17 protein-coding genes are annotated in these 20,285 nt (G+C 50.2%); 1 reads left to right on the forward strand and 16 read right to left on the reverse strand.

Translation table 11 applies throughout. The features are described 5' to 3' along the window. Positions 1 to 86: 86 nt before the first annotated feature. The 16 genes from EK23_RS10175 to EK23_RS24685 all read right to left on the reverse strand — a co-directional run bounded on the left by EK23_RS10175 (position 87) and on the right by EK23_RS24685 (position 17,693). Positions 87 to 869, reverse strand: a complete 783-nt coding sequence (locus tag EK23_RS10175) for a class I SAM-dependent methyltransferase (protein WP_235281995.1) — start codon at positions 867 to 869, stop codon at positions 87 to 89. Then, entirely contained in the window at positions 812 to 2,248 is a 1,437-nt protein-coding gene (locus tag EK23_RS10180) for a glycosyltransferase (RefSeq protein ID WP_045225246.1), read from the reverse strand. The genes EK23_RS10175 and EK23_RS10180 overlap by 58 nt, the downstream gene beginning before the upstream one ends. A gap of 62 nt (positions 2,249 to 2,310) precedes the next feature. After that, a complete protein-coding gene (locus EK23_RS21710; RefSeq protein ID WP_052808098.1) occupies positions 2,311 to 3,231 on the reverse strand; it encodes a class I SAM-dependent methyltransferase in 921 nt (306 codons plus the stop codon). After that, positions 3,231 to 3,650: a hypothetical protein gene (locus EK23_RS23280; protein WP_145998624.1), complete on the reverse strand. Its 420-nt coding sequence runs from the start codon at positions 3,648 to 3,650 to the stop codon at positions 3,231 to 3,233. Before EK23_RS23280 ends, EK23_RS21710 begins: the two co-directional genes overlap by 1 nt. Next, the gene (asnB, locus tag EK23_RS10190; protein ID WP_082054094.1) at positions 3,647 to 8,467 is read right to left on the reverse strand and encodes an asparagine synthase (glutamine-hydrolyzing); all 4,821 of its coding nucleotides are present in this window, start codon (positions 8,465 to 8,467) and stop codon (positions 3,647 to 3,649) included. The genes EK23_RS23280 and asnB overlap by 4 nt, the downstream gene beginning before the upstream one ends. Before the next feature lie 114 nt (positions 8,468 to 8,581). Then, positions 8,582 to 9,430, reverse strand: coding sequence for a class I SAM-dependent methyltransferase (locus tag EK23_RS23285; RefSeq protein WP_145998625.1), 849 nt, complete (start codon positions 9,428 to 9,430; stop codon positions 8,582 to 8,584). Between the two features lie 153 nt (positions 9,431 to 9,583). Next, complete coding sequence (locus EK23_RS10205) at positions 9,584 to 10,261, reverse strand: O-methyltransferase (protein ID WP_145998626.1); 678 nt, start codon at positions 10,259 to 10,261, stop codon at positions 9,584 to 9,586. A 3-nt stretch (positions 10,262 to 10,264) separates the two neighbouring features. After that, the gene (locus EK23_RS22485) at positions 10,265 to 11,140 is read right to left on the reverse strand and encodes a class I SAM-dependent methyltransferase (RefSeq protein WP_235281997.1); all 876 of its coding nucleotides are present in this window, start codon (positions 11,138 to 11,140) and stop codon (positions 10,265 to 10,267) included. Positions 11,141 to 11,266: 126 nt separating this feature from the next. After that, on the reverse strand, positions 11,267 to 11,986 hold the full coding sequence (locus EK23_RS21715; RefSeq protein WP_052808099.1) for a hypothetical protein: 720 nt from the start codon (positions 11,984 to 11,986) through the stop codon (positions 11,267 to 11,269). Positions 11,987 to 11,993: 7 nt separating this feature from the next. Beyond that, positions 11,994 to 13,334 (reverse strand): ABC transporter ATP-binding protein, encoded by a 1,341-nt coding sequence (locus tag EK23_RS10220; RefSeq protein WP_045225252.1) that lies wholly within the window; start codon positions 13,332 to 13,334, stop codon positions 11,994 to 11,996. Between the two features lie 352 nt (positions 13,335 to 13,686). Then, the gene (locus EK23_RS10225) at positions 13,687 to 14,637 is read right to left on the reverse strand and encodes a rhamnan synthesis F family protein (protein ID WP_327037049.1); all 951 of its coding nucleotides are present in this window, start codon (positions 14,635 to 14,637) and stop codon (positions 13,687 to 13,689) included. Between the two features lie 226 nt (positions 14,638 to 14,863). After that, a complete protein-coding gene (locus tag EK23_RS10230) occupies positions 14,864 to 15,688 on the reverse strand; it encodes an ABC transporter permease (protein ID WP_045225254.1) in 825 nt (274 codons plus the stop codon). 152 nt (positions 15,689 to 15,840) lie between these two features. Next, complete coding sequence (locus EK23_RS23290; protein ID WP_145998627.1) at positions 15,841 to 16,059, reverse strand: hypothetical protein; 219 nt, start codon at positions 16,057 to 16,059, stop codon at positions 15,841 to 15,843. A gap of 191 nt (positions 16,060 to 16,250) precedes the next feature. Further along, positions 16,251 to 16,532: a nucleotidyltransferase family protein gene (locus EK23_RS24680; RefSeq protein WP_045225256.1), complete on the reverse strand. Its 282-nt coding sequence runs from the start codon at positions 16,530 to 16,532 to the stop codon at positions 16,251 to 16,253. A 577-nt stretch (positions 16,533 to 17,109) separates the two neighbouring features. Continuing rightward, positions 17,110 to 17,397 carry a hypothetical protein gene (locus EK23_RS10245; protein ID WP_045225257.1) on the reverse strand — a complete coding sequence of 96 codons (288 nt, stop codon included), beginning with the start codon at positions 17,395 to 17,397 and terminating at the stop codon, positions 17,110 to 17,112. Then, positions 17,391 to 17,693, reverse strand: a complete 303-nt coding sequence (locus EK23_RS24685; protein ID WP_082054097.1) for a nucleotidyltransferase family protein — start codon at positions 17,691 to 17,693, stop codon at positions 17,391 to 17,393. The genes EK23_RS10245 and EK23_RS24685 overlap by 7 nt, the downstream gene beginning before the upstream one ends. 263 nt (positions 17,694 to 17,956) lie before the next feature. Between EK23_RS24685 and EK23_RS10255 the strand changes: the two genes are divergently transcribed. After that, the gene (locus EK23_RS10255) at positions 17,957 to 20,212 is read left to right on the forward strand and encodes a PKD domain-containing protein (RefSeq protein WP_052808100.1); all 2,256 of its coding nucleotides are present in this window, start codon (positions 17,957 to 17,959) and stop codon (positions 20,210 to 20,212) included. The last annotated feature ends 73 nt before the right edge of the window (positions 20,213 to 20,285 follow it).

A 20,285-nucleotide genomic window follows, 5' to 3' on the forward strand; every position in this document is an offset into this window, starting at 1 on the left:
AGGGAGTGTGGTCATATCAAATGGAGGCTCTGAATTTTATTAACCTTCCACTTTTATTCGACAAGTGCCACGCTAACCAATCAGGGTTAATTAACTTTACCCAAGACAATAAGTAAGCGAAAGGCAAGAACCCGTCCAACCGCCATGGATATTCGCTCCTCTAATTGGAGGATCTTATCGACAACTGAAACCGGGATTAAACTCCATCTCCGAAAACCACCCGAAAGCGGATATGCGAATAGACTTAGCCAATTCACATGTAGAACCCTCAACCCCGAAAAGGCCGCCTCGAATTCCTCCCGCCTCTTGATAAACAGTAGCGTTGGAATTGCCTGATTTGCATCGAAAGGTCTACGATCTGGATTGGGCACAATGTCCTCGAATGGGTTGACGGTCATATCCACCGGCTCTGGATGGAAGAAGCGATAAAACAAACCGCTGATTGTGCTAATGCCGGGTTCCAAGAGCACAATCCTCCCTCCAGCTGCCAATACTCGCTCAGCCTCGGTGAAAAACTTCACTGGACATTCGATATGATGAAGTACGTCGACCGCCAGAATATTGGAAAATGCAGCATCTCGAAAAGGCAGACTCTGGGCGTCGGCAGCAGCGTCAAGCCACGGCGTCTGGACTATATCTGTTGAAATCACGTCGTCCCGGTGTGCTTTGAGATTGCCCGACCCTCCGCCTATCTCCAGCGTCGTTCCGGGAACGCAATGGCTCACCATTCGGCGATAGTAGTCCTCATATATGGCACGAAGTACTGGCTTTTCTTGCCAAAGCTGGCGGTGCTGCTCCAGCATCTCCCCGCTCATGACAAGGCCTTCAACTTCCGGAAAGCGAACGCCACCATTTTCAATAGTAACCATCCATGGCGGAAGCGAGAAATCTGGGTTTCACCATAAATACGACTGGCATAGCGTATTGGTATCTCAGTGACTTTCAAATTGAGCTTTGCAGCGCCAAAAATGAGATCAAAATCGCCGAATGGGTCAAAGTCGCCAAAATATTTTCTATTAGCCGCAATACCTTCATAGTTAGTTTTCGTCAGCACCTTGGTCCCGCACAGAGTATCGGTGAATCGCTGATTCAGAAGCCAAGAGAAAAGCCACGAAAAAACTTCATTCGCCATATGGTTCAGGAATCGCATGGCTCCCTCCTCCATTGGGTAAACCAGCCGCGACCCGTTGATGAACTCACCCTTGCCGCTGGCGATGGCATCGTAGAACTTGGGCAGATCCTCGGGAGGCATGGTCAAATCCGCGTCCAGGATCATCAAAATGTCTCCGCTGGCCATGGAAAATCCTTTACGTACGGCGTCCCCTTTCCCTCGCCCATCCTGCGTCGTCACCTTGATATCCATGCTCGGATACCGATCCCGAACCCGATACATCTCCTCCAGGGTACCATCCTGGCTATGTCCCTCCACAAATACAACTTCCTGGCGCGTGCCGAATTTTGGAAGACGCTGGACTGCGGCCTCAATATTACCTTTCTCGTTCCGCGCAGGAATGACAACTGATACACTAAACTCTTGTCGCTCAATTAGAAGCGACGAGCGGGCAACAACATAGTTTCTCAGACAAAGCCGGCGAACCCCTGGAAATGGTGCCACGTACTTATTAATAATGCTCCCAAGACCGAATAGACTGCGAGGTATTAGCTGACGCCATTCCTGTTTGACCACGTCAAAGTCGGCGAGGTGGAGAATATTGACGATATCCCCCGTTTCCAGCCAGTTTTGTTCTTCTTGCGGCATCTTGAATCCAAGTTTTTCGGCAAGACGCAAGACCGGCCCCCAAATCTGGTCGTAATAGGCAACAACGACACGGGTTTGTCCATTGCAGAATTTGTGCAGCGTCGAAAATGTTCGCTGACAGTCCTCCAAGGATCCAATTGTGTCTGAAAGGATGATGTAGTCGAAAGTCCCCTCAATAACTGTAAGCGCATTGTCGTCCTCGACATCTGCCACATGGAATTGGTACTGGGGATAAGTCCGCTGGGCCTCTTCAATCATCGCCGGACTGAAATCAACCCCGACGCCCTGGGAAGGTCTCAACTCCGCAAGCAAGCGTCCCGTCCCACACCCCAGATCCAGAACACGCGCCCCCTCCGGAACGAGGAAGCGCATGAACTGATAATCTTGCTGGTAGTAGTATCTATTCTTCTCTATCCAGTGACTTCGAGTCCCCGCGAGTTGATTCGCTAGTTCTAGGATCTTTTGCTTACGTGATGACAATGGGAGCACCGGCGTTACCCTTTTAGCTAGTTTGACAAATCAAATGCGGCAATTAACGTAGACGACCAGCGTCATCTCGGCTTAAATCCCCTCACGCAGGTGAACCAATCACTTGGCCTGTATATATTCTCCAGCCCCGCCTCCCGGAACCATCCCTCAACTTCTTCAGGAGAATGAATGCCATGGTATGTCGGTGAATAGCCATCGAAGGTATCGAGAATATCATGCTCGATTCCCAATCCATGGGTTGGGAACGGAAAAATTCTCCGTATGGCTCCAATCCATGGGTTATCAAGGTGGGCAGTAGCCCATGGTATGAACCACCGGCACCATCGGTAAAACATGCGGCTCGGGATCTTGTTTACGAAACGGATCCAGCGCTCCCTGATAATATAATCGCCATGCCGTGGATAAACCCATATCGCAATCGTTCCGCCCGGCTTGACTAGGCGGACTAGCTTCATGAAGTAATCCTTCGTGTTGGGTGTATGGTGCAGTACGCCAATCGAAAATATGACATCAAACGTTTCAGGTTTGAATGGCAGGGCGCCGATATCAGCCTGAGCAATCCAGACGTTTCCTCTATCCAGGAAATTTCTATTGGACGCCTCGACAGCATAACTGAGGTCCACTCCAACCAAATCGCCCCCCCAGCGGCTTACGATATCAGCGTATCTTCCCGCACCGACACCTGCATCCAAGACCAACTTTCCAGAGAGTTCTTCCGGCGTAAACTGGGTCTTCGCAATAAATTCCTTTTCCGAGGACCGATCTCCACGTACGCAATCGAGCTGGGTGTCATGGTGCGTGTTCCACTCGAAGCTAAACGAGCCGACATAGTGATCGCTGGAAACGAAACGAGGAACCCCTCCGACGATTGGGTACGAGTCAGTGCTGCTCCTGAAGTTTTCTCCATCGAAAGTCAGCGCCTCGCCCGTCGTGGGGTCGCACAGTATGGGGAGTACTCGATTGAAAATAGGCTTTATGGACATTACCTGACTTCCTTTACCCGATAGTTGCGTCCGTTGGTTCGCGGATCGGTATTATCGGAAGTTGAAAAGAAAAGGTCGCCCCCCCAGTGCGAAAATCGGCCGCCGCCTATCCGGCGGATCTCTTCGTGAGCGGCGTGAGCCGGCCCCAGCGGCTTTCCGTTTTCGAAAACCATTAGACAGGAAGCGCTTTCTTGATCTGTGAGTAGATGACTTGGCAACGCAGCGAGCCAACAATGCCCCTGTTCTTGACGCATTTCGTCCAAGTCGCCTGAATAGGGGCGCCGCAAGCGTGCCAGCACCAATCGTCCCAGACTGGGAGAAGGAATCTGACGGGTCAACAATAACCACGCTGCAACCGAGAAGAGATAAATTGAAACCAGTACTACAGAGAGCCTGTTTATAACGGTATTGTCCTTCATGAACATCGGTCATTAATAAGTTGTATATGTCGTTCCGCAAGCAGATCCAAGGTGAATTCTGTCTTAATACGCTCGCTCGCCGCGCTTGCCATTTCTGAGGCGAACTGTGGTTTTGTTAATATCTCTAAGCATGACTGCGTAAGAATCTCCACGTCGCCGACCGGGCAGACGTATCCGCCACGCCCGTGCTGTAGGATGTCTTCGTTGGCCCCGGTTCTGGTTGCGACCACCGGAAGGCCGAGCAATTGCGCTTCCATGATGACGTTCGACATTCCTTCGAATGAAGATGTGCTCAAAAGCAGCGAAGCCAAAGACATCAATCCTGCAATATCCTTTCGTTTCCCCAGCAGCGTCACAGTTTCTTCGAGACCGAGTTCCTGGATACGGATTTCCATTGCCGCTTGCATGGGACCAACACCCGCGACTATGACCCGCACCGAGGGCATTATTCGATGCACACCCGCACAAACTTCCAGAAACGCCAATGGCTCTTTTTCCTCGGAAAGGCGAAACACGCCGAGAATGACCGGTACCCCACCAACGAGCCTCAAATCTTCGGCTAGAATGTTCAAAGCGTGGGTATCCGGACGCGCGAAGAGTGATGTATCAATCGCGTTGGGTATGAGCGTTACTCTTTCGGGAGCCACGCCAATCCATTTCGCGTAGTCTCGGTTCGCATCGGTGGAATTCCCCGAAAACAGCGTGCGGGACGATTCGGCGAGAGTCTGATACAAAGGCTGAAACCAGCTATTTCGCAAGTACCAAAAATTGGAAGGATTATAATTGCGGAAGGACATCACGATGTGAGGCACCGACGCCACATGGCCGGCGATCCCCGCCAGCAAATTGGTCGAATCGAGCTGGGCGAACAGTGCCTTGGGTTTAATGAGCGCTAGTAGATAACTGAGTTGTGCCAGCCTGAAACCGAACGGATTCGTTTCCGGATGAAGCAAGAGTAAGGTTTCAGGATCGTTAGGCAAAGTCTTTATTACCTGGGCGGCATCGACCTGATCGATTTCTAAAACCTCAACTTGGCTTGCCTGTAACATTTGCAAATAGTGACGGTTGTCCCCCTCGTCGAGACTGTCCGATAGCAGAACAGTGACTCGGTATCCCTTTTTCAGCAAGCTCAAGGCCAGATAGCACCACTGCCTTTCCGCTCCACCGGGAGGTAGGCCATGTGTCATTACGATCACCGAATCCCCCGGTTGCAATCGCGATGGTTGCTCGGGAGAGGCTTGCTGGGCGATAAAGTTACTCACCCGGCTAGGAAAGCTGGTGGTTTCGGAGAACGCAGGAAATGGAATGCACTCCGGGTAAATGGGTAGCCGATCACGAGATGCATCGTCCTTTTCGACCAGCCAAAAGTGTGAGCGCGGAGCCGAATCGGTCGATAAGCGGGAAAAAATGCACCATTGGTTCCATATCGAATAGCGACCCTCCCCGCGCTGTTCGATATCCGCATGCGTAACCGGTACAGGAGGCAGTTGCCGCATACCTTCAAACAACAAGAAGCTATCAGACATCTCTGTATCGGAAGCCGGCGGCAGATTGGACAGTGGCCCCACGTCACATCGATTGCCTTGGGTCGGCAGAATCCGGCGGCCATCAAAATATCGTGTCAGAGGAACACCTCGCCATCTGAGGCGAAAGAGATCAAGCAGTTCGAGCAATATGTTCTTCTTTTGTAACCGGATTACTACCGATTTGCTATTCGAGAAATGTGGATGCAAAAAGATCAGTTTTTCTACTCCCAACTGGCGGAACCTGTGCACTTGCCCCCCCCCCAACCATTCCGCTACTGAACCATGTGGCACCAAAAGCCAGGCTCCTTTTAGCGGTTGACGCACTGCTCCTTCATCATCGGCCCAACCGGGCAACGGCGCACACCCGTTAGCAAGGGCAGTTTCTTTGTCGATTATCAATGCGTCCTTATTAGAAAACTTTCCTGAAAATGCCAATCGTAGGAGTAATGCATTGAATTCCTTCCAATGCGGCAAATCAAGCTCACTTTTTGTTGGCAGCGGCGAGCCGAGGGCGTCATCCAATCCAGCGAGCGCAAAACAATGCTTATTTACTTTCCAAGCAAACAATGTCGGTGACACATCGTTCGGCAAGGTAGGCCGGTACCGAGGCGCCCCGCTACGCTCGATATAATCCGTGATAATGGGAAGTAACTGACTAGTAAATCTGCTTTTTTCCACTAACCAGTAATCACCCTTCGCTTCACAGACAGGGCCAGAGGGTGAGAAAATACAAGTTTGATTCCAGATAGAATACCGTCCCCCACCCAGTCGCGCTATGTCGTTGTGAGACGCCGGAACCGGCGGCAGTTGCCGTGTTCCTTCGAACAACATAAAACGATCCGACAATTCGACGTCATGTGCCGACGGCAAGGCCCGAATGATACCTGACTGGTGCCTATACCCTTCCATTTGCGCAACGGCTTTCGGAAGTGAGATAGCCTTTGCCTTCAGCATGGCAAGTTCTCGGCCTTCCACAGTCAATGCTCGATGACCCGCGGCGCGCCGCCGAAACTTAATCCGGACGATCAGATCATCAGAATGCGGATGAGGAAATACCACTTCGAGAACTCCCGCCCCCGCCATTAACGTTAATTGCTCGTAGCCCAGCGATTCGCTAGCGTCTTCTGGCTCGAAAAACAGGAGCGTGGCGCCTTCCAAGTTTGTCAGGCCATGCATCACGCCAGGTATGCTGAATAGTTCGAAAGGCCCTTCACCGTCAGCTATTTCGTCATCCCAGTGCCAAGACTTTAAATCCAATTCCTTTATCGCCGCGAATTCCGAAATCAGCATTCTGGCTTGCGACGCGATATAGTGCGTGTCGGGTGAATCACCGAACGAGTTGCTGGCATTGGCGTTGTTTGACTCGAGCCGTCGCCATACGACAAAGAGCGATTTGTTGACTTGCCACGCCATCAAGGAATTAGACGGGCGCAACGATGATGCGCGGCGTCCGACCGCTCGGCTCTCCTTCAATGTTGGCAAAATAGCGGGATGCTTTCGGCACCACGACTCAAGCGTAGACAACGCCCATACTTGATACGTCGCGAATCCGTCAGGCGAGCGTTGACGACTCATGAACCGTTCGACGGCTTCAGAGCCAAAAGCCTCACGAATCCGGCTGTCATCGCTTTCAAGGAGTTTCGTAGCCGCGCCGAGAAGTTCCTCGCGACCCCATTGGGTCATCGGAATGCCAAATCCCCTTTTTGGCGCGTCGATCCAATCGCGTGGCAGGTAACGACAGGCCAGTTCGCGCAGCAATAATTTCCCACGCCCCCGGTCATAAAGGAACTTCGGTGGTATCCGCTCGCAAAATCGCGAAAGCTCGGTATTGAGAAAAGGAGTACGCACCTCCAGCGAATGCTGCATGCTCATTCGATCCACTTTTGGCAGCACTGCGCCTGGCATATAGTGGTCGACATCGCTTTTTCGTAGCCGACACATCAAGGGAACTGCGTCCACTTCGATAGAATTGCGAAGCGTCGCAAGGTGATGTGTCAGGCCTTCCGGCATGAATCCGAACAACTCCCGAATGTGCTTCTCTACGGAAACCAGGATGCGGTTGGCGTAGTAAGCTTGACCTGGCCGCCAACCTGGCAATTCTCCCCGCCTCGCCCGCTCAGCCTCATCCAGGGTCGAAAAGTACCGCCCGTAGCCGCAAAACATTTCGTCACCGCCATCGCCCGACAATGCCACCGTAACAAATTGCCGAGCATACCGGGAAAGGAGATAGGTTGGCATGCAGGAACTGTCGCCATTCGGTTCGTCCAACAAGCGCCCGATATCCAACAAAAATTCGCTCGTGTGGGGTGCCAGAATCTGATCGTGATGTTCTGTTTCCAGATGACGGGCAAACATTCTCGCAGCTTCGTGTTCACTTTCAGGTGTGTTTTCGAAACCGATCGAAAAGGTCTTTAGCGGCCGTTCAAGTTTCTTGTGTACCAAAGCACAGACGGTAGAGGAGTCCACACCTCCCGAAAGAAACGCGCCAAGCGGAACATCCGAAATCAATCGCCGCCGCACGCTCCTTGTAAGAATGTCATCCAATTCATCAACAAGCTCCTCCAGCGGCTGATCCGTGAATCCCTCACTGCCAGGTTTGAACTCGAAATACCGCCCCTTCGTTAATCCTATGTCCGCTTTTCCCAGAAGCCAACAACCCGGCTCCAGCTTTTTTACGGATCGATAGATGGTACGCGGAGCACCTATATACTGGAACATCAATAGTTCGCCAATCGAATCGGCGCTGACATCGCCTTCAAACCATGGCAGACATTCGAGCGCTTGAAGCTCAGACGCAAAGGCAAGCCCGCCTCTTGGTAACTCCATGTAGTAAAGCGGCTTCTCTCCGAACGGATCGCGCGCCAAAATCAACTCACCCGTATCCTTGTTGAATGCAGCAAACGCAAACATTCCATCCAGCTTGGGAAGCGCATTCAGCCCCCAAAGAGCAATGGCCTCAAGCAAAACTTCTGTATCCGTTCTGCCCCGTAACTGAACTCCAGCAGCAACTAACTCCGGTTGAATTTCCTGGAAATTGTAGATCTCGCCATTGAACGAAATAACCCACTGGTCGTTTGCGCTAACCATGGGCTGCCGACCGGCAAATGATGTATCAATAATACTTAATCGACGATGCGCCACTCCGCACCGGAGTCGCGGATCTATCCAAATCCCCTCGCCATCAGGCCCTCGATGTACCATCGAGTCGTTCATCTGCCCCAGCAGGTATTCCGCCTCCTCCGTTGACGAGACAATACCGGCGACGTTAAATAGTCCCGCTATACCGCACATCGCTGATCCTCGCGCGCGCGAATGTATTGCGCGACCCTTGTTATCATTGGATCCATCAAAGTCCTACCAGGTAATTACCACAAATCCCAAATTACTTTTTCGCTCCACCTAAACCTATTTCTCCAAATGAAATCGCCCGCTAATCTCCTGCAGCAAGCCAACATCCATGAAAGCATAAGGAGTTACCGTGCAACGCCTGAGTCTCGGCACGAATTTCTGCAGATACTCGGATTCCGCCCACATATTTGCGACAAAGCTTATCCTACGAAAGCCAGCGGCCGAGAACATCGCGTGCATCTCATGAGGGCGGAGGCGATTGCCGCATTCGGCATTGCACCGGTGCAACAAGTCGTTAAACGTAAACTCGTCGTGTAAAAGGTATTCCAGCGGCCTGTCAAAATGACGATGATCCCTGAAATCTACCTGATGATACCCACATCCTCCGTCAGCCATAAGACGGTGGAGCGCCAAAAATGCCTGAAACGGCAAATAGAGATGCTCAAAGACTGCGTTTGAAAACGTTAGATCGAACTCCGACGGCAGCTCGTCTGCCAGTTCTTCCAATGCGCACTCTTTGCACAGAATAACTTCCTCACAGTGACTTTCACCCTGTATACAACGGTCGAGTGCAAAAGAATCCACCCCCGGAAACTTGTTTGGGAGAAGCGCTTTTATACGACTGTATAGAGGCACATGATAGCCACTTTGAAAACGACACAAAAACCTGTCAGCAGCACAGACTACTCTCGCTCCAAGACACTTAAGGATCAAGAGAGCGCCAAGATTGATTCCTGGACCTATTTCAAGAATATTCTTTCCACGAATTGCCTCTACGCCACCACTAATACATGCCAAATAGCTTTCTGCAACTCGGAATGCATACTCCGCATCGTCAAAAATTTCTTGCTCGCCTACAATGACAGGAGAGTAATTTACCGGCAGGGCGCTTAATGTACTATTCACAGAGCTTATCCTTGACCAAAATACTTCATTCAATACCCCCCTGCAGCATGAACGACAACCTGCCGAATCTGCAAACAAGATAACAACAAGGGCACAGCATGAAAGATCCTTGCAGATGAATGCCGCTAATCTGCATCACCAGTTAAAATAAAATCATTTTATTAGTCCAACCCACGTACCCCACCCATAGATCCCCAAGCATTCAACCTTGCCAGCTTTCTCGAGTGAATCAAGGGTGCTCTTGGTGGGCACTACCTTATCCTCAGGCGCAGCCCAATCGCCACCAGAAAAATAGTCATCGACCACCAAATAAGCCCCTGGGCCCATCAAATCGCCGTACCTGTCAAGATCCATGTCAACTTGTCCATCAGCATCAATAAAGAAGAGGCCCACACCACTCTTGCCTAATATTCCACGAGCAGCACTAACAATGTCCTGATGTCGGCTATTACCAACCAAAACATCCGCATAATCCGATGCGCCATAAACCTCCAAATTTCTCACGAGATCCTTGACGATATCCAGGGAACCATGCTGAGGATGATCAAGCGTTCCACCCAACTCGATTGTAACTATTCGTTGCCTATCTCCAAATCGCCGAATACCCATGCTCATTGCGATCGTAGATCCGCCAATATAAGGACCAATCTCTAAAATCGGTTTGATGCAGTGCCCGCCCAAATGATAAAGGATAGCTAGCACATCGGGATGGAGCATCGATACCTTATGATTTAGCTCAACCAATTCTCGATATACAGGCAACGATCTGTAATAAGGAACAAGTAACGAAATATCCGCTGCACATGTAGGATGATCTTTAATATCTGGCATTTTTCAGTCCAAAATTGTTGATGGCCTGGAATCATGTGGGGCGATTTCGACTGTCATGATAAAACCAAAACCAAGCTTATTTACCAAGTGATCCAGATATTGGCTTAGCCAAATATCAAAACGATCGACTTTTAGCATGACATTCGACAAGGTACCGTTGACACAATTCGAGAATTCACTCCAACGTCCTGGCTGCCGATTTTGCGCGACGATTTCCTCCAGCGATTCGCCTCTTAACATTTTGTATAAAAAATTCAAAACACCACGACACGAACCTGAAAATATGTCATTGCTGAATACGGTCCTAACCACTCGAAAACCTTCTTCCTCCGCCATCCGCTTAAAGGTGTCGGGCGTGAACATTACAAGATGCCTTGGCACGTCATCATGGCGCATCAACCTTCCTGGGATACTATTGAAATTCGGAACAAGCACAAATGCCCTCCCTTGTTTCTTTAGCACCCGCCTGATATACGATAGCGTACTTCGGGGATCATGCACGTGCTCTAGCACAGCCCACATGGTTACGAGATCAAAATAATCAGCGGGGTATGGCGCCTCTTCAACGGACCCATAAAAAATTGGCAAATGAAACAGATTTGGAGGTTTATCAGAAAACTCAATACCGTTTACTTGCCACCCATTTCTCTGGGCTTCGTATAAAAATTCTCCTTTTTGACAACCAATATCGAGCAATCGACCCGGATTAAAGCGGCCAATCATAGCACACTTTGCCTTATTACGTACCCGAGTTTCCGCCAGCAACTGCTCTGCGGTAAGATGGGATAAATAAAACTCATCCGTATAATAAGCGTGAATCTCATGGATATTCGGACGTGGATTTACGAAAACAAATCCACACTTGACGCATTTAACCACATGAAACTCATCATCAGTGACTGAATGAGTATAATCCCTTCGCTTAAACAAAAGCCTATGCTCATTTGAGCGACAAAGCGGACAGGACACAGTTTCCATTATTTATAGTCGACATTACCAATATTATTAAGTCTTACCACCACCCCAGACCTCAGTCCTGTAATACCCCTGAATCGGGATATGGTCTACCGTTGAATCAGGAGTCTTTCTAACACAAGCCATCAAGAAGTATACTCCAGCATCTAGAATACCCATGGCGCTCTTGTCATAATCAAAACACGACCAAGGATCCACAGAAGGATCCTTATCAAACCGGCAATACATTATTCGCTCGATTTCAAAACAGTTCGCTGAATAATAATCTACAAATAGCGTCGGACTGAAACAGTAGAACCCATGATCAACACAGTTAGACATAGGACTAATGTGAATAATTCGCCCCCCAACTCTTACCATCTTGCCTATGCACTGCAACGCATTTGGAAGGTGAAACACGTGCTCCATTGTTCCTCCATCCAGCACCAAGTCATATGCGTCGTAACAGTCTATAGGCGGATTGGAGTCATTGAGATCGTGCCTTATATTCGCTCCCTCGTAATTTGAAAAGTCCATTGAGTCAATATGCGAGAATCCGAGAGCATGAAAAAAGGCGCGATCACTCAGTTCTGAGGCGACATCTCCGACTGAAAAACTGCGGAGCGCGTAGGAATACTGAATCGAGGCCTGTTGCAGGCCTTCGCTTCCAAACGCAATATTCTGTTTTCCCAATGTAAGTACCTTACCCCGCCAAGGATCTCTACGACCTTCCTCAAAAAAAAATTTCAATGCGCCATATGCAATACCCATAAGACCACTATATAGAATTCCAAGTCAAATCAGCATTTAGTTCCACAATACTCGTCGCATGGCAACGCACCTTGCCTGCCACACGAAACTCCAGAGCGTCAAATTTGACATCATAAAAATGTGCTTCGTCCTGTTTGGAGTCATCACCTGGAGCCACAGCAGCACTTAAGAAATACACACCGGGAGTAAGCAACATTACCAACCGCATTGCGCACTCGAACTGCTCCCCCTTTTTTCCTGCCCGCAAGAAGAGTCCATGTAATGCCCCTTTTGTCGCATAAATTTCTATCCCCCGTACATTGGAAATAATGAAACCAAATGCAACTCCCGAAGCAATGTCACGATTATACCGGACCCTGAACTGAAACTCATAGGTTTGGTTGACGAGCAAATACGAGGTGCTCGCACCTTGTGCGTCAATTATTGTTATATCTGTAATTTCTACATCTTTGCTTCCATAGCGAACCTCGCGGTCGCCCGAAATCGAAGAATCAAGTGTGGAATCAACCCGTTTCTCAGATATGCCATCATGAGCGTCGGCTTTGGCCTCAGCATTCACGCTAAACTTCGATACCTCGGCTTTAGCGTCATGTGAGTTACCTTCGCCAAACAAGAGCCGATGGTATATCTTAGCCATTAACTGTGGTTCGCCTTGGTCGTAGAGGCGACCGCCTTCGATGATGATGGCCCTGTCACAAATTTGCACCACCGTTCCAGAATCGTGCGTGACAAATAGTATGGTAGTGCCGCTTTCCTTCAAGCGATTCATTCGCTCGAAGCATTTTCGCTGAAATCTTGCATCTCCGACAGAAAGAGCTTCGTCAACGATTAGCACACTGGGTTGCACGGCTGTCTGAACCGCAAAAGCCAATCGCATCAACATCCCGGAACTGTAGTTTTTTACCGGCTGCTCAATAAATTCACCTATGTCAGCAAATGCTAAAATATCATCGAGTGCATTATTTATGCTTTCAGTAGATAGGCCTAATATAGTCGCATTCAGAAATACGTTTTCCCGTCCAGTAAACTCTGGGTTAAACCCACTGCCCAACTCCAACAACGCAGCCACAACGCCATTGACTTGTAGGGTTCCGTATGTTGGCTCGAGTGTCCCAGCAATAAGTTGTAACAGCGTACTCTTACCAGCACCATTTCTTCCGAGTACCCCCAGGCATTCACCCTTTTTCATTTCGAATGATACATCACGTAGCGCCCAGAAATCCCTGCCATATAACTTCTTACCACCCCATAGTCGCTGCAAGCCCTGCTTTAGGCGGTCAGATGGAGCTTCGTATACTCGATAGCATTTACTTAACTTTTTTACAGAGATCGCAACATCGGTATTCATTTGGTTTTTCATTCTCCTGCGCTAAGCTCTCGCAGGCCGGTAGGCTCTGGTTATTTTTAGTGATACTCTGCCACAAGAATCCGGTATGTAGCGTCTGCTATTTAAGCATGGCATACTCATCACAAGATGATCACGTCTATTCAATTCTTCTATTCGGTATTTATTCAGACAAGCCTGAATCCGCTCTGAAATACAATGAGACATATAAAATCGGCAGGCGTAGTGCTGCTCGGAATACACCTAACTGATTTACAAGTGGCGCTGGACCAAAGTTTCTTGCAACAAGGCATGAGGTATATTGTAAGTGTCACTTAGCGGTGCCAAAGTTAAGCAGCATCCGAGTCACAATATCTTATTTAATTGCCCTGATTTGCTCGCCTTGGCTGGCAACCACATATGCTCGCGTATGTTTCAGGATTTCGTCATCAAGATCTCGTGATAGAATGAACCAATTTTCTATTTCGTTTGCGCCATATCGGTTTCTAGTCAGAAGTTCTTTCTTGATAAATGGGAAACCGAAGTCGCGAAGCAAGATGTCCCACATCTTCAATGTAGGATTAAGCTCGACCTTAGCTAGTTGCTCATGATACTGGAATCTGTCACCAAGCTTGAGCGCGGCGGTCCTTATTTCCATATAGGGAAATATTGCTCTAATGCCACTTCCTGCCGCCTTAAAGGCTTCGCTTAAGCCTATTTCATACTTCATAACAATTTCATTTTTGGATGAGATAACCGTAACAGCGCGCCAAAACGTCTCGAAAACAGAGCTTGCCACATGCGACCTGTCAAAATACAGAAACCATGATTGCAAGTGGTGACGGCCAGTCTCGACGCTATCGCAAAATCCCCACAACGAGGACGGATCTGTGTCCATTTTGGCGAGGTAAGAATCGAGGCTGCAAAATGGCCCAAAGACGCTGTCATTGATTAAGGCCACCTTTTCATATCGGGACACGTCTTCGGTCAAGATCAGCCCGACCTTCCATGAAAAAAAATCGTATCCCACGTTGCGGCGGTGTATTATCCGTCGACAATAGTTCTGAAGTTCAATAATCGTAGGCTCATCGAGTCTTGCGCTGGTTGTTACTAACACTATATCGAATGAGTTAGCTTGAAGCTTTCGCAGAAAGTAGCGGACGTATTCAGGCACATCTCCGGATGGTTCGTAACTGGCGAATACGCATAATTTCGAATTCTTCTTCTCTGGGAAACTTCCTGTCCATGTACATCGAATTGTAAAACCGATTAGCCTTAGCCAATGATGGGGCAGTTTTGACCCGATCAAAAAATATGCTTCCTGCACCCAACCAACTGCGCGTCTCAATAGGACAATTGCGTCAATCAATAGCAGGAATCCCTAGTTATTTTGCTATTCATGCATCGTAGCCTGGTGCCCATAGGGGCCAATTTTTTAAGCCAGCCTCCGCGCATCCGAATTCAATCTTCGCCTAAATCCACACGTAACGACCAGTGCAGGCCGAGAGAACCGGCAAATGCGGACATTCGCGCGCTCTAGCATACGCGCCAAGTCACAATACATCGGCAAAGCCCTTTCGGGTTCTTTGAAACCACCAGAACCCCCCCCATGCGACCGCAAGGCTAGCCGCGCAATGAAGACCCCATCCTTCAAAATCCAAGAGTTTTCCCCATATCAAAACCTGACGCCCCTGCTCTATGACAAAGGCGAGTGGGTTGAGCATGAGGATCCGTTGATATTTTTCAGGTAACGCAGAAAGGGGATAAAAAACCGGAGAAAGAAACATCAGCACGGTAGTAAATATGCCTGTGGTCTGCGCAATATCGCGTACGTAAACGCCCGCCGCGGATATAAACCAAGCGAGGCCTAACGTAATCATGACGAGCGGTAAAAGAACTAGTGGAAATAATAGAACGGTCCAATTGAGGGCCCTTTCGAAAATCAGCATCGCACACACAAGCACGACCAAACTGACGAGTGAATGAAAGAGGGCTGAGCCAAGAGCCGTCCACGTCAAAATTTCCAGTGGAAATACCACCTTCTTGACATAGCTGACGTTCGAAAGTACCAGACTTGGCGCACGATTGATGCATTCTGCAAAGATTCCGTAAACTATCATTCCCGAAAAAAGAACAATCGCAAAATCGGTCTGGCTTTCCGTTCCGCTCCCCCAACGGGCTTTGAATACGGTGCTGAATACGAAGGTATAAACCGTCAACATCAACAGCGGATTCAAGAACGACCAGAGGATTCCCATGACGGAACCGCGGTAACGGCCTATCACTTCGCGCTTGGTCATCTGCCAAATTAAGGAACGGTGTCTGATAAAGCTTTTGACCATTTCTAAGGGCGTTGCGGGAAACCTGTTTGCTGCCATGAGCCTCTATAACGAAAGTTGCGAGATTGACATCGGAGGGGGCCGGACCACTGTCGACCGATCCCTCAATTTTTTGTGGTCTGCCTAAAAGTCAGCGCCATGGTGGCTAACTTGATCTTACGTACCGCGCGATCAAGCCATTGGCATAGTCTTCAATGTTGGAAACCGATCAGCGGTTCCGGTGCAAGCTGCGCCACCGCCGCATAAATTTCGGCCATCCTTTCATCAGCGTATTCATGCGCGATGGGATTCCTCAATTCGCGAATCCGGATGAGCTCGGCGGCTTGACACCATCCGCGCTGTTTCGCTCGGTGAATCCGGTCCAGAAGAGAACCACGAGTGACAAGTTCCAAGTCATCCAAGAGCCTCATGATTCGCTGCGTCGCCAGGTCCGCTACTCTCGCAAACCGACTGGAAAGTGATTCCACCCGCTCCAACTCCTCTGGCTTCCAACTTTCTTTTTCGATCAGTAGTCGACAACGCTCGAGCGAATAGCCAAGTTACTCTGCGGTGGACTGGAGACTCACCAGTTCATCCCGCAGGAAATCCAATCTGTCCGAAGTCACAAACAAACTCCGGAACTGATGGCAATTCGGGTGAAGGATCGATCGGCTTCCGGGTAAATCGTCAAGTCGATTTTCCTTTCACCTAGCTCACGATGCAATCGGGCAAGGATATCGAGCTTTCGCATTAGATCGATTCCCGAGGACAGCACCAAGAGATCAATGCGTCCCGCCTTGGCGTTGTCATCGACCCGAGACCCATACAAGTTGATGACCGCCCTTTTGTCCGCCTCAACAATGGCGTCAGAGATTGCGTGTCTCTCGTGCAATGTTAATCGCATGGCGTCCAGACTCGGTCATTCAAATGTCTAAACAGACATTGATAGTGCCGTTCAACATTCTAAGGGCCTGTTGGGAACGGCGAACGCGCGCGCTCCAGATCGACCGGAATGATCGACTCCCCTATCCGCATGACAGATTATTCTATCCGTGTGATACATCGTTCCATCTTGAACATGGATCGTTCTATGAATAAGGTGCACCGTTCCATGTTTGGGATGCAACGGTCTATAAAATTCATGCATCAGTCCATCCCCGCAGTCGATCGTCCCATCTTTTTCATGGAACGATGTATAAATTTTGTGCATCGGTCTATAAATTTCATAGAACGATCTGTCTCAGAGATAGAACGCTCTATCAAAATGATGGAACGTTCATTTTCCAAGACAAATTCGAGCATCCACTTTGCTCACAAGTGCACCCGCACAACGCAAGCTTCTATTCAAGCTATTCGTGACTCTATCCCGCGAGATATGAAGCAGATAAGAGCAATAAAGTGCACGATAAAAAAATTAAGGCCGCGTGACCAGAAAGAAGACAAGGCGTCTAGCCGCCGGCACGATCACGACTATCGAACTTTCATTCAAGTCGGGCCTCATCGATCTCAATATCTACCATCGATCTTTGATTGCGCCGACGGGGCATTAAGAGTTGGCCTGAATAATCGTTCACCGCGTTAAGGGCCTCGGCAAACTCCTCGACGCGCTCAGCCATCTCATCATCCTGTTCAGCCTTGGCCACCCAATCTGCATCAATCACCCGCCAGAATAGGCGGAAACGCGACTTGTCCAACCACTTTGCTTCTTTACGTACAATCCGCCATGTAAGCGCAAATGCCGGAAGCGCATCCTCGACGTAGTTCAGCATCGTAGGAGTATCCCTTCACGGCGGGCAATCTCATGAACAAGCTGATGGTTTCGTCCATCGTCGATGATGACGTCGATCTTCTGGTCGCCCAACTGCCATTGCAAGGCAGCCGCGAACCGCGCTGCTTCCACGGGCTTGTTATCGACGGGATTGCGAACCTCAACCAACAGATCAATGTCGCCACCACGGCGCATATCATCCACTCGCGAGCCAAATAACCAGACCGATATTGCGTCTCCGAACTGACGCCGAGCGATCTCGAGAATCATGCACGTCACTTCGCGAGATAGCCTCATGCCTTTCCTGCGTGTTCGAACAAATACAGGTCGGACGATATCGCCCCTTCACCATTCGATTCCAGCCAAGCCACCTTCAGGACTCTCCGCCTGAAGCAAACCTAGAGAAATTGAAAGGACTGTGAACTCGCTCCACTTTGCACTCGCCGCGATGTGAAGCCCGTCACAATAAGAAATTCCCGCAGACACAACAATGAGTTCCAGAACCATCGGTTCCTCTGGATCAACCGTTTTGTGCGCATTAGGTTTGCGGGAAAAAGCTCATGGGCGCTCAGCCTGACAAGAAATCGACCTTACAAATCTGCGGCTTGGCATGCTTGTTCATCGGCAGCTTTATCTCAATTGACGCCCATTGTACAGCTTCTGAGGCGCATACCGCACCCGCGTCACGGTCTTACTTACCGCGCATATGGCCAAACACCGACCTTCAGAATCTGCTGCGCGGCTACAACTACATTTTGAAAACAAGCGCAGCGGGCAAAGTCGAGTCGCTGATTGTTTCTGGAGAAAACGGCTCGGGTCTTGGCAACCGCATTGCTGATGCATCGCTTGTTAGCAAGACACCCGTCGCGTTGCCGTTCGGTGATGGCTCAGACCAGCCCTCCACAAAGTTCAGCGAGAGCCTTCAAGGCCAGGACGCCATAGATGCATTGGGTGCGCAATTGCCAGCCATCGCATCGGAACATGGAATGTCTACCGATCGCCTTCGTGAGATTCTTCTCAATGACACAACGGCATGGCTCGACACCAGTGGCCGTTTGTATTACGTGGAAGCACCGCCTGCAGCAGAACCAGGAGAGCAGACCGAGGGCAGCGGTAACAACGTCATCGCTCCACCTGTCGCTGCGTTAGTCGAACTCGGCAAAACCTTCCAACTCCACAGCAAGTCCGGCGCGAGCAAGATCATCTACCTGGATTTCAACGGCCAGACTGTTACAGGCACAGGCTGGAATAACTCCTACTCACTGCCGACCATCAGCGCACCGGCATTCGACACCGGGGGAAATGCTTCGGTTTTTGACGACGCCGAACTCACGCGAATACAAAACATCTGGAGCCGGGTGGCCGAAGACTACGCGCCTTTCGACATCGACGTGACCACGGAGGAACCGTCAGCAGATGCCTTGGATCGCTCTTCTTCCTCCGATCAGGCATACGGTACCCGAGCCATCATCACAAAAAGGCTTCTTCCCTGTAGCTGTGGCGGTATCGCATACGTCGGTATCTTTGATTACACCACCAGTTACTACAAGCCGGCCTGGATCTTCTACGACATGCTGGGCGGCGGAGACGAAAAGTTCGTGGCCGAAGCGATTTCCCATGAAGTCGGCCACAACCTGGGACTCAACCACGATGGAGGAACCGGGACCGGTTACTATCAGGGCCATGGTGCGGGTGCGACAGGATGGGCACCCATCATGGGCGTAGGTTATTACAGAGAACTCGTGCAGTGGAGCCAGGGCGAATACCCCGGGGCCAACAACCACGAAGACGACATCAATATTCTGCAGAGCCATGGTGCCGCCATTCGAGCCGACGATGCGGGCGACGCCCCCGGATCAGCCGTTGCGCTGGCTGGCAGCTTGAGTGGTGGAACATTGGTCGCCAGCCAGGCAGGCGTTATAGAGCGTCGTGGTGATCTCGACTATTACGTATTTACAAGCGCGGGCGGACAAGTCAATTTCGACGTGGCTCCCGCCGCACTCGGCCCCAATCTCGATGTGAGCCTTGCCTTATTCAGCGCCGAAGGTTCGCTTGTCGCAGCTGCCAATCCCACAGACACTCTCGACGCATCCCTCTCGGCCAACTTGACTCCAGGCACCTTCTACCTTCGGGTGAGCGGAGCCGGCAAAGCAGCGAACGGCACGGACTACGGCTATACGGACTACGGCAGCCTGGGGCAGTATCAAATTTCAGGTCGTCTCGCCCAAGGAGCCACACAAGCGCCTGCCGCCCTTGCGACAGCATCGGCATCTAATGGCATAGCCCCCCTGGAAGTGCAGTTTTCGGGTACTGACTCCTCAGACGATGGCACAATCACCCGCTATTCCTGGGATTTCGGCGATGGCAGTTCTTCTACCGAGCCAAATCCGACGCATACCTTTACCTTCGCAGGAACATTTGCCGTCAAACTTACGGTGACTGACGACGCCGGGCTAACCAGCGAAGCCTCGGTGTCTGTCAGCGTCGCTGCGCAAGGCGCGCCCACCGCTTCGCGCGTTCTAGAGATGATGATTGAATTGAGCCAGAAACTGAAGAAGGCACGAGCAAAGGTTCAACTCCAAGTGACCAATGGCCTTGGTCAGCCGATTCCCGGCACCCTGGTGAAAGGCAAATGGAGAGGCTTGGTAAAAGGCAAAGTCAAGGGCATCACAGACGACTCCGGAATTGTCACCCTTTCGAGCCCGGCGACCAAAAAGAAAGGAACCTTTACTTTCTCCGTCAGTGGACTTTCGGGCCACGGATACACCTATGATCCTTCGCTCAATTCACAAACCATAATCAGTCTGACGCGCTGACACATGCCGCGCCGGGTATCCGAGCTGCTGGCAGTTTCGGAAGCCAGCATCAGTCAAGATGCCCGGCGCAACC

Origin of the sequence: Methyloterricola oryzae (assembly GCF_000934725.1) — a bacterium.
Classification (GTDB): Bacteria; Pseudomonadota; Gammaproteobacteria; order Methylococcales; family Methylococcaceae; genus Methyloterricola; species Methyloterricola oryzae.

Coding starts and splice junctions, on each gene's coding strand:
- EK23_RS10175 (WP_235281995.1), bottom strand. CDS start 869: ATGGTTACTATTGAAAATGGTGGCGTTCGCTTTCCGGAAGTTGAAGGC.
- EK23_RS21710 (WP_052808098.1), bottom strand. CDS start 3,231: ATGTCCATAAAGCCTATTTTCAATCGAGTACTCCCCATACTGTGCGAC.
- EK23_RS23280 (WP_145998624.1), bottom strand. CDS start 3,650: ATGAAGGACAATACCGTTATAAACAGGCTCTCTGTAGTACTGGTTTCA.
- asnB (WP_082054094.1), bottom strand. CDS start 8,467: ATGTGCGGTATAGCGGGACTATTTAACGTCGCCGGTATTGTCTCGTCA.
- EK23_RS10205 (WP_145998626.1), bottom strand. CDS start 10,261: ATGCCAGATATTAAAGATCATCCTACATGTGCAGCGGATATTTCGTTA.
- EK23_RS21715 (WP_052808099.1), bottom strand. CDS start 11,986: ATGGGTATTGCATATGGCGCATTGAAATTTTTTTTTGAGGAAGGTCGT.
- EK23_RS10220 (WP_045225252.1), bottom strand. CDS start 13,334: ATGAATACCGATGTTGCGATCTCTGTAAAAAAGTTAAGTAAATGCTAT.
- EK23_RS10230 (WP_045225254.1), bottom strand. CDS start 15,688: ATGGCAGCAAACAGGTTTCCCGCAACGCCCTTAGAAATGGTCAAAAGC.
- EK23_RS23290 (WP_145998627.1), bottom strand. CDS start 16,059: ATGAGGCTCTTGGATGACTTGGAACTTGTCACTCGTGGTTCTCTTCTG.
- EK23_RS24680 (WP_045225256.1), bottom strand. CDS start 16,532: ATGCGATTAACATTGCACGAGAGACACGCAATCTCTGACGCCATTGTT.
- EK23_RS10245 (WP_045225257.1), bottom strand. CDS start 17,397: ATGCTGAACTACGTCGAGGATGCGCTTCCGGCATTTGCGCTTACATGG.
- EK23_RS24685 (WP_082054097.1), bottom strand. CDS start 17,693: ATGAGGCTATCTCGCGAAGTGACGTGCATGATTCTCGAGATCGCTCGG.
- EK23_RS10255 (WP_052808100.1), top strand. CDS start 17,957: ATGGGCGCTCAGCCTGACAAGAAATCGACCTTACAAATCTGCGGCTTG.